Below are 13,997 nucleotides of genomic sequence, written 5' to 3'. Positions count from 1 at the left end.
ACTTCGCTCGACACGAACGGGAGTGGCGGCGTCTTTCATCCCTGACCCACCGCAATCGCCTCGGCGAGATCGAGGCGCCCGTCGTAGAGCGCTCGCCCGGTAATCACGCCCTCGATTCCGTCAGCCACATGCGGGCGCAGCGCATGGATGTCGCCGATGTCGGCAACCCCGCCGCTTGCGATCACCGGAATGGCAACCGCCTGCGCCAGCGCTACCGTCGCCTCGACATTGCAGCCCTTTAGCAACCCGTCGCGCCCGACGTCGGTGAACAGCAGCGCCGCGACCCCGGCATCCTCGAACCGCCGCGCCAGATCCTCGACGCGAACGTCGGAGACATCGGCCCAACCCTCAGTCGCGACCATGCCGTCGCGGGCATCGACCCCGACGACGATGCGGCCGGGCAGGTCGCGCGCGGCGGATTTGACGAATTCGGGGTCCTTGAGCGCCGCGGTGCCGATGATCACGCGCTCGACGCCGAGCGCGAGCCAGCGGTCGACGCCGGCGCGGTCGCGAATGCCGCCGCCGACCTGCACCTTGCCGGAAAAGGCGGCGATGATGCTTTCGACCGCAGCGCCGTTGACGCTGGCGCCCGCAAAGGCGCCGTCGAGATCGACGACATGGAGGTGTGACGCGCCGGCATCAGCGAACAGCCGGGCCTGCGCCGCCGGATCGTCGCCATAGACGGTGGCGCGATCCATATCGCCCTCGGCGAGGCGCACCACGTGTCCGCCCTTGAGATCGATTGCAGGGAAGATGGTCAGGGTCGCCATGCGAGGAATCTTTCCAGCGTTGCGAGGCCGTAAGCCTGGCTTTTTTCGGGGTGGTACTGGACGCCGACGATATTGTTCTTTGCCACTGCGGCGGTGAAGTTACCCCCATGGCTGCTCGTCGCGAGCACGTCGGTGGTGTCGGCGAAATGATAGCCGTGGAGGAAATAGGCCTCGCCCGCCGCGATCACCGGATGCGCGGCGCTGGGAACAACGTCGTTCCAGCCCATGTGCGGGATGCGCAGCCCCGGCGCGGGGTCAAAGGCGCGAACGGTACCACCGATCCAGCCGAGCCCGGCATGACGTCCATGCTCCTCGCCCGCGTCGGCGAGCAATTGCATACCGACGCAGATACCGAGAAAGGGCGCACCGTCGGTGCGGACACGGCGCTCGATCGCTTCGACGAGGCCGGGGATTGCGGACAGCCCGTTCATGCAGGCAGCAAACGCCCCGACGCCCGGCAGCACGATACGGTCGGCCTTGGCGACAATATCGGGATCGGCGGTCACCGCCACATCAGCGGCGCCCGCCGCGACGAGCGCATTGTGCACCGAGCGAAGATTGCCCGCGCCATAGTCGATCAGGGCAATGGCGGTCATCGACTGGCCCTAGAGGACACCCTTCGTGCTGGGGATCGCATCGCCCTTGCGCGGGTCGATTTCAACCGCCTGGCGCAATGCGCGCGCCAGCGCCTTGTATAGGCTTTCGGCGATGTGGTGGTTATTCTCGCCGTAGAGCGTCTCGATGTGCAGCGTGATGCCCGCGGTCTGGGCAAAGCTGTGGAACCAGTGCGGGAACATTTCGGTATCCATCTCGCCCAGCCGCGGCTGCGAGAAGCCGGATTTGTAAACGCAATGCGGGCGCCCCGAAATGTCGAGCACGCAGCGCGTCAGCGTTTCGTCCATCGGCGCGTGCGCCTCGCCGTAGCGCGCGATGCCGCGCTTGTCGCCGAGCGCCTTCGCCACCGCTTCGCCGAGCGCGAGCGCCGAATCTTCGACGGTGTGGTGCTGGTCGATGTGGAGATCGCCCTTCACCTGCATCGAAATGTCGATCAGCGAGTGCCGCGACAATTGTTCGACCATATGGTCGAGGAAGCCGATGCCGGTGGACACCGCATAATCGCCGGTGCCGTCGAGGTTGACGGCAATCGCGATGTCGGTTTCCTTGGTCGTGCGCTGGACGGTTGCGGTTCGCATGTCCTGCCCCATAGCAGCCACTTTTCACCATGCAAGGCGACTCTCCCCCCTTGACCCATCCGCCCGCTCCGTTCATCCCCCTGCCCCATGAGTGATGACGTTCGCGACAGCCTGATTCCCTATGACGAAATCGTGCAGGACGCGCTGCGCGCCGTGGTCGGCCGCGTGCTGCGCCAGATCGAGGGTTATGACAGCCTGCCGGGCGAGCATCATTTCTATATCACGTTCAAGACGCAGGCGGCCGGGGTGTCGATTCCGGCGCATCTGATCGCCAAATTTCCCGACGAAATGACGATCGTGCTGCAAAACCGGTTCTGGGACTTGAAGGTCGCCGATGATTTTTTCAGCGTCGGGCTGTCGTTCAACCAGACGCCGTCGATCCTGACCATTCCCTATGCCGCGATTACCGCGTTCGTCGATCCATCGGTCGATTTCGGTTTGCAGTTCCAGGTCAGCGACGACGAGGCGACCGCGCCCGAGCCGCATGACGAAGCCGACAATGATCGACCCGACGCCGTGAGCGAAGACGGGTCGAACGTCGTGACGGTGGATTTCGGCAAAAGGAAGTAACGCCGTGGCGGCGCCATGGCCCCCCAGCCCGTTCTGGCAATATTGGGCGCTCGCCGGGATGCTGGTCCTGACCGCCGCCTTTTGGTGGAGCGTCGAGGGCCTGACCCTCTTCGAAGAAGCGACATCGCGCGGCCAGATGGCCGACGGCCTGCTGCGTTTCAGCCTGTTGATCCTGACCCCGGCGCTGGTGCTCGCATGGCTGCTCGCAGCCTGGCTCCGCCGCCGCGTCGGCGAAACGGGATATTGGAAGATGCTGGGCCTGGTCGCGATGATCTGGGGCGGGGCGGTGCTGGTGACGCGGATGCTGGTGGGATGAGCGGAACGCGGACCGAGACGGACAGCATCGGGGCGATTGAGGTTCCGGCCGATGCCTATTGGGGCGCGCAGACGCAGCGGAGCCTTAAAAATTTTCCGTTCCCGCCACACGAGCGGATGCCGATCGGGATCATCCATGCGCTGGCAATGGTGAAGCAAGCCGCGGCGCGGGTGAACCGCCACCATGGCCTTGATGCCAAAATTGCGGACGCCATCGAGGCGGCGGCGGCGGAAGTCGTCGCGGGCCAGCATGACGACCAGTTCCCGCTGACGATCTGGCAAACGGGCAGCGGCACCCAGTCGAACATGAACGTCAACGAGGTGATCGCGGGCCGCGCCAACGAGATGCTGACCGGGCAGCGCGGCGGCAAATCGCCGGTGCATCCCAATGATCATGTCAATATGAGCCAGTCGTCGAACGACAGTTTTCCAACCGCGCTGCATGTGGCCGCGGCACTGGCGACCCGCGACCGACTGACCCCGACCCTTCACACACTCCACGATGCCATCGCCGACAAGGCCCAGGCATGGCGCGATGTGGTCAAGATCGGGCGCACGCATCTGCAAGATGCCACTCCGCTCACATTGGGGCAGGAATTTTCAGGCTATAGCTGGCAGCTGGCGGCGGCATCGACCCGTATCGCGGGTTCGGTCATTCTCCTCCATGACTTGGCCCAAGGCGGCACCGCGGTTGGCACCGGATTGAATGCACCGGCGGGATTTGGTGAGGCTTTCGCAATCGAAATCGGTGCATTGACCGGCATCGCGTTTCAGTCCGCCTTCAACAAGTTCGAAGCCCTGGCGACCAACGACGCATTGGTCGAGTTTTCCGGGACGCTCAACACGCTGGCGGTCAGCCTGACCAAAATCGCCAATGACATCCGCTTGCTCGGCTCCGGCCCGCGTTCCGGTCTGGGCGAGCTCATTCTGCCCGCGAACGAACCCGGAAGCTCGATCATGCCGGGCAAGGTCAACCCGACCCAGTGCGAGATGCTGACGATGGTTGCCGCGCAGGTGATCGGCAATCATCAGGCGGTGACCGTCGGCGGGATGCAGGGGCATCTGGAACTCAATGTCTTCAAGCCGCTGATCGGCGCCAATGTGCTGCGCTCGATCGAATTGCTGAGCATCGGCATGGAAAGCTTTGCCACGAACTGCGTCGAAGGACTGGCGCCCAACCGCGAACGCATTGCCGAGCTGCTCGATCGCTCGCTGATGCTCGTCACCGCGCTGGCCCCGGCGATCGGCTATGATCGCGCCGCTGAGATCGCCAAGCAGGCGCATGAGAGCGGATCGACGCTGCGCGAGGCCGCACTTTCGCTTGGCGCTATCGATGCCGCGACTTTTGACCGGCTGGTCGATCCGCGATTAATGCTGGGGCCGGAACCCAAAGCCCCTTAGCGAATTGATAGGGGAGAAGGAGATTTGGGCATGATTGGCAGGATCGTCGGCGGGATGCTGGGCAGCGCAATCGGAAAGCAAAAGGGCAATCACCCGGTCGCGGGTGCGGTGATCGGCGCGGGCGCGCTGTTCGCGGCACGGCGGCTGTTTCCGCAGCGCTATGCGGCCATGGCTGCGTGGGCAGCAGCGGGCTATCTGACCAAGAAATGGGCCGAACGTGCCGAAGCGCGCCAAGCGGCCGAAGCCGCGCATGCGATCGACCCGCAGCTGGCGCAGGCCGGGGTAGTCGACAGCTACGCCGGTACCGCGGACATTCCCACCGACGGACAGACTATGGGCGACGCTTTACCGCCTGCGCTGCCCCTTGATGACGACGTACCGCGTTCGGCTTTGCACTGATCAATGGCTAACTGCCCGCCGCTTGCCATTCCTTGATCGCCTCAATGGGCGAGACGAGCATCAGCACGTTGAGGGTCAGATTGTCGCGGATCGTCCACAGCGTGAAAAGTTCGAAAACAATCGCGATGGCGAGCGTCACCCACCAGCGCATCCGGCTGGCGGCGAGGAAGCCCGCGATCATGAACAGCGCGTCGCTGACCGAATTGAGGATCGAATCCCCGCTGTAGCCGAACGCCATCGTCACTTCGCGGTAGCGATCGATGATGATCGGTGAATTTTCGAGGATTTCCCACGCCGCCTCGATCCCGATCGCGAGTGCGAGCAGCACCCAGAGCGGCTGGCGTGGCAGCAGCCAGCGACCGAGGCCGAAGAAGATAAAGCCGTGGATGATGTGGCTGAAGCTGTACCAGTCCGAAATCTGCTGGCTGTTCTGGTCCGACTGGACGGTGCCGTGCCACAGGCTGATCGTGCCGCACGGGCAGATCGGCGGGCGCCCCATTGCGAAGAGGATCGCGGTGAATATGGCCAATAGCGCGGCCGCGACGAGCCAGCCGGTGCGTGAAATCCCCATCATGCTGGCCGCCCTTCGCGCTTGACCGTTGCCCTGTGTCAGGCGAATAGCGCGCATGGCTGAAAGCGTCCACCTCGACCGCCGCGGCGTGTTGTTCGTCCTCTCCTCGCCGTCGGGCGCGGGCAAGACTACCATTTCGAAAAAGATGCTGGGCGTCGACCCCGACATCGCGCTTTCGATCTCGGCCACCACCCGCCCGCCGCGCCCCGGCGAGATCGACGGCAAGGATTATCATTTCGTCGACACCGAGACGTTCAAGAAAATGGCCGCCGACGGCGAATTTCTGGAATGGGCGCATGTGTTCGGCCACCGCTATGGCACCCCGCGCGTGCGGGTCGAGGAGCTGTTGGCGGCGGGCAAGGATGTGCTGTTCGACATCGACTGGCAGGGCGCGCAGCAGCTGTATCAGGAAGCGGGGCCCGACGTGGTGCGCGTGTTCGTGTTGCCGCCGACGATGGAGGAGCTGGAACGCCGGCTGCGCAGCCGCAAGACCGACAGCGACGAGGTGATCGCCGCGCGGATGGCGCGCGCCGCGAACGAGATCAGCCACTGGGACGGCTATGACTATGTGCTGATCAACGACAATGTCGACGAATGTTATGGCGAAGTGATGGCGATCCTGCGCGCCGAACGGTTGAAGCGGCGGCGGCAGATCGGGTTGATCGGCTTTGCGCGCGACTTGATAAGGTCGGTGCCGGAGGGCGATACGGCGATTTGAGCGCTCAGGCATAAGCAGGCGTGGTTTCCCCGCGAAGGCCGGGATCCATCTCCGGCTGGCGCAAACTTGCACCGACCGGTGATGGGCTCCCGCCTTCGCGGGAGCGCGGCAGTTCTTTAATTCGGCGTCACCAGATTGGCGGTCAGCTCGGCGATCATTTCAGCGCGCAGCGGTTTGGCCTGATTGTCGGTGCGGCACACGACCACGGTGTCGCAGGTCGCGATGCAGCGGCCGCGCTGGAACATCGCCTGGACGATCGTCCAGCTGGAGGTGCCGAGGCGCCCGATGCCGGTCGCGATGTCGACCGGATCGGGGAAACTGCCCTCGGCGAGATAGTTGATCTCGACGGCGGCGACCATCGTGCGTTCGTTGGCGGGACGCTCGCCGAGCGGGCGCACTTGGCGGTTGAGCAGCACCCGGCCGCTTTCGAACAGCGCGGCAAAGGCCACATTGTTGAGGTGGCCGTTAATGTCCATATCCTGGAAACGCGTCTGGAATTCGGTGCAGACAGGGTAGCTGGCGGGGTTCAGCCGCCAGCTCTCCGGTTTCGCCATATTATCGCGGACCCATGCGGATGCCGCCGTCGAGGCGGACGTCCTCGCCGTTGAAATAGCCGTTTTCGATCATGCACAGCGCGAGCGCCGCATATTCGGGCGGATTGCCGAGGCGCTTCGGGTTGAGCACCGAGGCGCCGAGTGCGTCGCGGACATTCTGCGGCGCGCCCGCGAGCAGCGGGGTGTCGAAAATGCCGGGCAGGATCGTGTTGACGCGGATATTTTCCGACGCGAGGTCGCGCGCGATGGGGAGCGTCATGCCGACGACGCCGCCTTTCGACGCCGAGTAGGCGGCCTGGCCGATCTGGCCGTCCTCGGCGGCGACCGACGCGGTGTTGACGATCGCGCCGCGCTCGCCGTCTTCCATCGGGTCGAGTGTCATCATGCCCGCGGCCGACTTGGCGATGCAGCGGAAGGTGCCGACGAGGTTGATCTGGATGATCCAGTTGAACGCATCGAGCGGGAAATGCTTGATGCTGCCGTCTTCCTTGCTGCGGCTGGCGGTCTTGATCGCGTTGCCGGTGCCGGCGCAATTGACGAGGATGCGCTCCTGCCCGATCGCTTCGCGCGATTTGGCGAAGGCAGCATCGACCGACGCGTCGTCGGTGACGTTGCATTCGCAGAACACGCCGCCGAGTTCGGCGGCGAGGGCTTTGCCCTTTTCTTCCTGCAGGTCGAAGATCGCGACCTTGACGCCTTTTGCAGCGAGCGCGCGGGCGGTCGCGGCGCCGAGGCCCGAGGCGCCGCCGGTGACGACGGCGGAAACGGTGGAATCGAGTTTCATATTGGCTTCTCCCTAGTTCAAAATCGTCGTCCCCGCGAAGGCGGGGGCCGCTGGAGGTTTACGCAAACCCCGCCGAGCAAGGCCGATAGCGGCCCCCGCCTTCGCGGGGGCGACGCCATGTTTCGTCAATTGGCTTACAGCCGTTCGATGATCGTGACGTTGGCCTGACCGCCGCCTTCGCACATCGTCTGGAGGCCATATTTGCCCCCCGTCGCGTCGAGCACACCGAGCAACGTCGCCATCAGCTTGGTGCCGCTGGCGCCGAGCGGGTGGCCGAGCGCGATGGCGCCGCCGTGCTGGTTGAGCCGCGCATGATCGGCGCCGAGATATTTCATCCACGCCAGCGGCACCGGGGCGAACGCCTCGTTCACTTCATAGGCGTCGATATCCTCGATCTTCATGCCCGCACGCTTCAGCGCCTTTTCGGTCGCGAACAGCGGTTCTTCGAGCATGATCACCGGGTCGCCCGCGGTCACCGACACATGGTGGATGCGCGCCCGCGGGGTCAGGCCGTGATCTTTCAGCGCCTGTTCGGACACGATGAGCGCCGCGCTGGCGCCGTCGCAGATCTGGCTCGACGAGGCAGCGGTGATGGTGCCGCCTTCCTGAAGCAATTTGACGCCCGCGATGCCCTCGAGCGTCGCGTCGAAGCGGATGCCTTCATCGATCAGGTGCGTCTGGCGCCCCTCCGGCGTGTCGATGTCGAGCCCGACGATCTCGCGCTGGAAATGCCCCGCTTCGGTCGCTGCCTTGGCGCGGCGATGGCTTTCGAACGCATAGGCGTCGAGATCGTCCTTGGTGAAGCCATGCTTCTTGACGATCATTTCGGCGCCCATGAACTGGCTGAACATGATGCCGGGATATTTTTCCTCAAGCCGCTCCGACTTGTAATGGCCGAGGCCTTCCTTGATGAACAACGTCGCGACGCTGCCCATCGGCACGCGCGTCATGCTTTCGATGCCGCTGGCGAGGACGATGTCCTGCGTTCCCGACATCACCGCCTGCGCCGCGAACATCATCGCCTGCTGCGACGATCCGCACTGGCGGTCGATCGTCACCGCGGGGATCGAGTCGGGCAGGTTCGAGGCGAGGACGGCATTGCGGCCAAGGTCCATCGTCTGCTGCCCACCCTGCGACACGCAGCCGGTGATGACGTCGTCAATTTTCGAGGTGTCGAAATCATTGCGGTCGGCGATCGCGTCGAACACCGCGGCGCCAAGGTCGACGGGGTGGATACCGGCGAGCTTGCCGCCGCGCTTGCCGCCAGCGGTGCGGACGGCATCAACGATATAGGCATGGGCCATGGGTAATCCTTTCAATGATCGATCAGTTTGTCGAAATATAAAATGCGGCCACCGCGTCCGCCACCGCGAGCGCCGCGTCGATTACGAAAATCGTGAGCATCGGACCCGAAAACACGGGCCAGTAAGCCTGTCCAATCCGCCCACCCCGAACAGCGACGGGCACGTTGAACCAGAACTGGCTGAAATTGGCCGCGGCAAAAAAGGCGAACAGCACGATCTGTTGCTCGGCCCCTGCAAAAGCCGCTGGCGCGGTCGCGAGATAGAAGGCGAGCAGTGCGAGGGCGAGGTTCATGCCGCCGAGAAAGGCTACGCTCGCCTTGATCGTCGGCACCAGCGCATTGTCGCGCGCGTCGCGCGGTACCAGGATCTTGGCGGTGTTCGTCTGCGCAATGCTGAACTGGATGAACGCCGCGAAGAACCAGAGACCGTTCAGAAGAAAGAGAATCTGGGCCCAAGTCATAGTTTCCGCCCGATCAGTTCCTTCATAATCTCGTTCGTGCCGCCAAAGATGCGCGTTACACGCGCGGCGCGCCACGCGCGGGCGATGGGATATTCGTTCATATAGCCCGCCCCGCCGTGGAGCTGGAGGCATTTGTCCATGACTTCCCATTGCAGCTCAGTGTGCCACAGCTTCGCCGCGGCGCCCTCTTCGGGGGTCAGTTCCTTTTTCAGATGCCGCGCGAGCGCCCAGTCAAGATGCGCCCAGCCGACCTGCAATTTGGTCTTGAGGTCGGCAAGGACGAAGCGGGTGTTCTGGAAATCGAGGATCGGTTTGCCGAACGCCTTGCGGTCGCGGGTGAATTCGACGGTGTCGTCAAAGGCACGCTGCGCCGACGCCTGCGCGCTGACCGCGATCGACAGGCGTTCCTGCGGCAGCTCGCTCATCAGATAGATGAAGCCCTTGCCCTCTTCGCCCAGGCAGTTGGTGATGGGGACGCGGACGTCGTTGAAGAACATTTCCGACGTGTCGGCTTCGTCCTGCCCGATCTTGTCGAGGTTGCGGCCGCGCTCATAGCCTTCGCGGTCAGCTTCGACGAGGACGATCGAGACGCCTTTCCACGCCGGCTGGACCTCGGTGTCGGTCTTGACGCACACCAGAATCAGGTCGGCGTTCTGGCCGTTGGTGATATAGGTTTTCGACCCGTTGATGACATAATGATTGCCATCCTTTTTTGCGGTCGTGCGCATCCCTTGCAGGTCGCTGCCGGTGCCGGGTTCAGTCATTGCGATCGCGGTGATGACCTCGCCCGCGACCATCTTGGGCAGCCAGTGCTGCTTCTGCTCTTCGCTGCCATATTTGACAATATAGTTGGTGACGATGTCCGACTGGAGCGAGAAGCCGGTGGTAGCGCGGCCGTAATAGGCGCTCTCTTCATCGACGATCGCGTTGTAGCCGAAATCAAGACCGAGCCCGCCATATTCTTCTGGCACCGTCGGGCACAGCATGCCGAGTTCGCCGGCCTTGGGCCAGATCGACTTGGGGACGATCTTGTCCTCGGCCCATTGCGCGGCGTTCGGGGCGACTTCCTTTTCCAGGAACTGGCGCACCGTGGCGCGAAACGCCTCATGATCGTCAGTGTAGGCGGAGCGCGACAGATTATCGAGCGACATGGCTTTCCTTTCCCTTGCGGCAGCCGAACGCAAGCGGGGAGTCGGCCGCAACTTTTCGGTCGCCAAGAGACCTTACGTTTACGTGCACGTCAAGTGGAAAGACGTTACGGCATGAAAGTTTGAGCGCCGGTCGGCGCGCGTGGTGAATTGTTTACCTGCCGTTCCGTATCTCGTCATCCCGGCGAAGGCCGGGATCTCGCCGGTGGGTCAATCCGAGAGGGTGAGATCCCGGCCTTCGCCGGGATGACGAACACAGAGGACGTTACCGATAGACCGACCGCAGCCTCCGCCTTCGCGGGATCGACGATGTCATTCTCACGCCGAATAGGTTTGCAGGCGCTGGGCAGCGCCACCTCGCCGCGCTACGACATCCGCCATGGTCGAACTCCTTCTCGATGCCGGCGCGCTGCTGGGCGAATCGCCGCGCTGGAGCGTGGCCGAACAGCGGCTGTACTGGGTCGATATCGAGGGACGGACGATCCACCGCACCGACCCGGCGACCGGCGCGGACGACGTCATGCGGCTGGATCAGCAGATCGGCTGCGTCGCGCTGCGCGCGGGCGGCGGGCTGGTGGTCGCGATGGAGGATGGCTGCGCGCTGATCGACAGCTGGGGCGCCGCGCCGCGGGCCTTCGGTCCGGCGGTGCTGACGGACAAGCCCGCGCAGCGATTCAACGATGGCTGCGTCGATGGCGCCGGTCGGCTGTGGGTCGGCAGCCTGACCAGCGACAAGGCGCATCCCACCGCGACGCTGTATCGGCTCGATCCCGACGGGTCGCTCTCCGAAGTTTTCGGCGGCCTCACCACCAGCAACGGCGCGGCGTTCAGTCCCGACGGGCAGACCTTTTACCATGCCGACACCCCGACCCATGCGATCCGTGCTTATGATGTCGATCCGGCGACGGGTGCTCTCGGCGCAGGGCGGATCTTCCACCAGTTTCCGTTCGGCAACGGTCGCCCCGATGGCGCCGCGGTCGACGCCGAGGGCTGTTACTGGTCGGCGCTGTGGGACGGGTGGCGCGTCGTCCGCCTGTCGCCCGCGGGCGAGTTGCTGCAAACGATCGCGCTGCCGGTGCAGCGCCCGACGATGATCGCGTTCGGTGGCGCGGATATGCAGACCGCCTTTGTCACCAGTGCGGGCAAAAATTTGTCCGACGACGAACGCAAGGCGCAGCCGCACGCGGGCGGGGTGTTTGCGTTTCGGGTTGCAGTGCCGGGGTTGGTACAACCGCTGTTTGGGGGATAGTCCGATCCTCCCTGTGGCGCAGCGATGGGGAGGTGGCAGCGCGGAGCGCTGACGGAGGGGCTTTGGCGCAAACGTCGCAATGCCCCTCCACCATTCGCTTCGTGAACGGTCCCCCTCCCCATCGCTTCGCGACAGGGAGGAGTTGCTGGTTCACTCCATTCGTCCCCCCAAACTTGCGCCACGCCGCAATATCAGGTTAAAGCCCGGGGCAACATGGTTTCGACCGAAACCGTTTCCCCGGGAGAATCATTGATGCCGCGCAACGCGCTTCCTTTCCGCCGTCACCTTTCGCTTTTGCTCGCATCCAGCGCGCTGCTCGCGGGTTGCACCAACATGGACCGACCGATGACCGCTTCTGCCGAACCCGCCGCTGCCCCCGCGCCCGCCGCGACGCCCGCCGGGCAGAACCCGATGCTGGCGGAATGGACCGGCCCCTATGAAGGGGTGCCGCCGTGGGACAAGATGGACCCCGAGCTGTTTCCCGACGCCTTTACCAAGGCGATGGCCGAAACGCGCGCGCAGGTGCAGGCGGTGATCGACAATCCGGCGGCGCCGACGTTCGAGAACACCCATGTCCCGATGATGCTGGCGGGCGAGACGATGGAGCGCGTGTCGGCCCTGTGGGGCGTGCAGACGTCGAACAAGTCGAACGACCGGGTCGAGGATATCGACGCCGAGTGGAGCCCCAAGCTCACCACTTTCTACACCGAGCTGTTTCTTCAGCCCAAGTTGTTTGCCCGCTACAAGGCGGTCTACGACAAACGCAACAGCAGCGGACTGAACGCCCAGCAGATCCGCATTGTCGAGCGCAGCTATGACGAGATGGTGCGCGACGGCGCCAATCTGTCGGCGGCCGACAAGACCAAGCTGGTCGCGATGAATTCGAAGCTGGAAGGGCTGTTCTCCGCCTTCTCCTCGAAGCTGCTTGGCGATGAGAAGCTTTATACCTTTGTCACCGACAAGGCCGAGCTGGCCGGGCTCGACGCGGGCTTTATCGCCTCGCTCGCCGCCGCCGCCGAAGCCAATGGCAAGCCCGGCCAGTGGGCGATCAAGAACACGCGGTCATCGGCGCAGCCGGTGCTGCAAAACGCCACCAACCGCGCGCTGCGCGAAAAGGTGTACAAGGCGTTCGTCAGCCGCGGCGACAATGGTGACGCCAATGACACCAATGCGACGATCGCCGAAATCCTGGCGCTGCGCCAGCAGCGCGCCGAACTGCTCGGTTTCCCTAACCACGCGACCTACCGCATGGCCGACACCATGGCGAAGACCCCGGCCAATGCGATGGGGCTGATGATGAAGGTGTGGCCCGCCGCGGTGGCGCGGGTGAAGGAAGAGGTCGCCGACATGCAGGCGATCGCCGATGCCGAAGCCAAGGCGGGCAAGGGACCGAAAATCACCATCGAACCATGGGATTATCGTTTCTATTCGGAAAAGGTCCGCAAGGCGAAATACGACCTCGATGAAAGCGAGGTGAAACCCTATTTGCAGCTCGACAAGCTGGTCGAGGGCATGTTCTGGTCGGCAGGGCAACTGTACGACATGGGGTTCCGCGAAAACACCGGGACGATCCCGGTGTTCGACCCCAAGGTGCGGACGTTCGAGGTCTATAACCTCAAGACCAACAAGAATATCGGCGTCTTCTACCTCGATAATTTCGCGCGCGACGGCAAACGGTCGGGCGCGTGGATGACGACCTATCGCAGCCAGCAGAAACTGGGCGGCGACCGCAATGTGCTGGCGTCGAACAACAATAATTTCACCGAAGCGGCAAAGGGCGAGCCGACGCTGATCAGCCTGGACGATGCGTCGACGCTGTTCCACGAATTCGGCCACGGCATCCATTTTCTGCTCTATGACATCAATTATCCGGCGCTCGCCGGGGTGCCGCGCGACTTCGTCGAATATCCGAGCCAGGTGAACGAAAATTGGCTGATGACCCCCGAAGTACTGTCGAAATTCGCGACGCATTACAAAACGGGGGCGCCGATGCCGCAGGCTTTGCTCGACAAGATCGAGGCGTCGGGCAAGTTCAATCAGGGCTTTGAAACGGTCGAATATCTGTCGAGCGCGATCGTCGACATGAAGCTGCACGACCGCAAGGTGCCGCCAACCGACATCGACAAGTTCGAACGCGACACGCTGGCCGAAATGGACATGCCGCGCGAGATCGTGATGCGCCACCGGCTGCCACAATTCGCGCATCTGTTTTCGAGCGACGCCTATTCGGCGGGCTATTACAGCTATTTGTGGTCGGAAACGATGGATGCCGACACCTGGGCCGCGTTCGAAGAAGCGGGCGGCCCGTGGGACCGCACCGTTGCCGATCGGTTCCGCACGATCTTGCTGATGACCGGCAACGAAACCGATCGTGCCGAAGCCTATCGCGCCTTCCGCGGCCGCGATCCGGATGTATCGGCGCTGCTGAAAAAGCGCGGGTTTCCGACCGAATAGGACGAACACTACCGGGGAGGCAAAGGGGGTCGTTTCGGCCCCCTTTGTTTGTCTGGCCCGCGGGGGTGACGAAGGTCTGGAAGCGACCACTTGCGGCCATAAACTTT

General features: G+C 63.7%; 16 protein-coding genes. 7 read left to right on the top strand and 9 right to left on the bottom strand.

The annotated features are described in order from the left end of the window. Nucleotides 1–35 precede the first annotated feature (35 nt). From hisA to hisB, 3 genes are read right to left on the bottom strand one after another with little or no spacing between them, the layout of a single operon-like run. The gene (gene hisA / locus B4F07_RS13290; protein WP_293702726.1) at nt 36–770 is read right to left on the bottom strand and encodes a 1-(5-phosphoribosyl)-5-[(5-phosphoribosylamino)methylideneamino]imidazole-4-carboxamide isomerase; all 735 of its coding nucleotides are present in this window, start codon (nt 768–770) and stop codon (nt 36–38) included. Beyond that, nucleotides 758–1,366 (bottom strand): imidazole glycerol phosphate synthase subunit HisH, encoded by a 609-nt coding sequence (hisH, locus tag B4F07_RS13285; protein WP_293702729.1) that lies wholly within the window; start codon nt 1,364–1,366, stop codon nt 758–760. Before hisH ends, hisA begins: the two co-directional genes overlap by 13 nt. A 9-nt stretch (nt 1,367–1,375) precedes the next feature. Then, the gene (gene hisB / locus B4F07_RS13280) at nt 1,376–1,963 is read right to left on the bottom strand and encodes an imidazoleglycerol-phosphate dehydratase HisB (protein WP_293702732.1); all 588 of its coding nucleotides are present in this window, start codon (nt 1,961–1,963) and stop codon (nt 1,376–1,378) included. 87 nt (nt 1,964–2,050) lie between these two features. Here hisB and B4F07_RS13275 point away from each other — a divergent pair, with 87 nt between their 5' ends. The 4 genes from B4F07_RS13275 to B4F07_RS13260 are packed head-to-tail and all read left to right on the top strand — an operon-like array spanning nt 2,051 to nt 4,648. After that, complete coding sequence (locus B4F07_RS13275) at nt 2,051–2,533, top strand: SspB family protein (RefSeq protein WP_293702735.1); 483 nt, start codon at nt 2,051–2,053, stop codon at nt 2,531–2,533. Between the two features lie 4 nt (nt 2,534–2,537). After that, a complete protein-coding gene (locus B4F07_RS13270) occupies nt 2,538–2,849 on the top strand; it encodes a hypothetical protein (RefSeq protein WP_293702738.1) in 312 nt (103 codons plus the stop codon). Then, complete coding sequence (fumC, locus tag B4F07_RS13265; protein WP_293702741.1) at nt 2,846–4,249, top strand: class II fumarate hydratase; 1,404 nt, start codon at nt 2,846–2,848, stop codon at nt 4,247–4,249. Before B4F07_RS13270 ends, fumC begins: the two co-directional genes overlap by 4 nt. A 30-nt stretch (nt 4,250–4,279) precedes the next feature. After that, nucleotides 4,280–4,648, top strand: a complete 369-nt coding sequence (locus B4F07_RS13260; RefSeq protein WP_293702744.1) for a hypothetical protein — start codon at nt 4,280–4,282, stop codon at nt 4,646–4,648. A gap of 7 nt (nt 4,649–4,655) precedes the next feature. On the opposite strand, the gene B4F07_RS13255 is transcribed toward B4F07_RS13260, so the two are convergent. Beyond that, nucleotides 4,656–5,219 carry a DUF2585 domain-containing protein gene (locus B4F07_RS13255; RefSeq protein WP_293702849.1) on the bottom strand — a complete coding sequence of 188 codons (564 nt, stop codon included), beginning with the start codon at nt 5,217–5,219 and terminating at the stop codon, nt 4,656–4,658. Between the two features lie 55 nt (nt 5,220–5,274). Here B4F07_RS13255 and gmk point away from each other — a divergent pair, with 55 nt between their 5' ends. Further along, on the top strand, nt 5,275–5,937 hold the full coding sequence (gene gmk, locus B4F07_RS13250) for a guanylate kinase (RefSeq protein WP_293702747.1): 663 nt from the start codon (nt 5,275–5,277) through the stop codon (nt 5,935–5,937). Nucleotides 5,938–6,053: 116 nt separating this feature from the next. Here gmk and B4F07_RS13245 read toward each other — a convergent pair whose 3' ends face one another. The 5 genes from B4F07_RS13245 to B4F07_RS13225 form a co-directional block, all read right to left on the bottom strand. Further along, nucleotides 6,054–6,491, bottom strand: a complete 438-nt coding sequence (locus tag B4F07_RS13245; protein WP_293702750.1) for an acyl-CoA thioesterase — start codon at nt 6,489–6,491, stop codon at nt 6,054–6,056. 1 nt (nt 6,492) lies between these two features. After that, nucleotides 6,493–7,275, bottom strand: a complete 783-nt coding sequence (locus B4F07_RS13240; RefSeq protein WP_194954104.1) for an SDR family NAD(P)-dependent oxidoreductase — start codon at nt 7,273–7,275, stop codon at nt 6,493–6,495. A gap of 134 nt (nt 7,276–7,409) precedes the next feature. After that, the gene (locus B4F07_RS13235; RefSeq protein ID WP_293702760.1) at nt 7,410–8,579 is read right to left on the bottom strand and encodes an acetyl-CoA C-acetyltransferase; all 1,170 of its coding nucleotides are present in this window, start codon (nt 8,577–8,579) and stop codon (nt 7,410–7,412) included. Nucleotides 8,580–8,601: 22 nt separating this feature from the next. Further along, a complete protein-coding gene (locus tag B4F07_RS13230) occupies nt 8,602–9,039 on the bottom strand; it encodes a hypothetical protein (RefSeq protein WP_293702763.1) in 438 nt (145 codons plus the stop codon). Further along, nucleotides 9,036–10,190, bottom strand: a complete 1,155-nt coding sequence (locus B4F07_RS13225; RefSeq protein ID WP_293702766.1) for an acyl-CoA dehydrogenase family protein — start codon at nt 10,188–10,190, stop codon at nt 9,036–9,038. Before B4F07_RS13225 ends, B4F07_RS13230 begins: the two co-directional genes overlap by 4 nt. 376 nt (nt 10,191–10,566) lie before the next feature. On the opposite strand from B4F07_RS13225, the gene B4F07_RS13220 reads away from it, so the two are divergent. Both B4F07_RS13220 and B4F07_RS13215 read left to right on the top strand, forming a co-directional pair. Beyond that, nucleotides 10,567–11,436, top strand: a complete 870-nt coding sequence (locus B4F07_RS13220) for an SMP-30/gluconolactonase/LRE family protein (RefSeq protein ID WP_293702768.1) — start codon at nt 10,567–10,569, stop codon at nt 11,434–11,436. Nucleotides 11,437–11,781: 345 nt separating this feature from the next. After that, nucleotides 11,782–13,890, top strand: coding sequence for a M3 family metallopeptidase (locus B4F07_RS13215; RefSeq protein ID WP_293702771.1), 2,109 nt, complete (start codon nt 11,782–11,784; stop codon nt 13,888–13,890). Nucleotides 13,891–13,997 lie beyond the last annotated feature (107 nt).

The organism is Sphingopyxis sp. UBA6723 (assembly GCF_002454115.1).
Lineage (GTDB): Bacteria > Pseudomonadota > Alphaproteobacteria > Sphingomonadales > Sphingomonadaceae > Sphingopyxis.
This window is presented reverse-complemented; position numbering and strand designations above follow the sequence as displayed.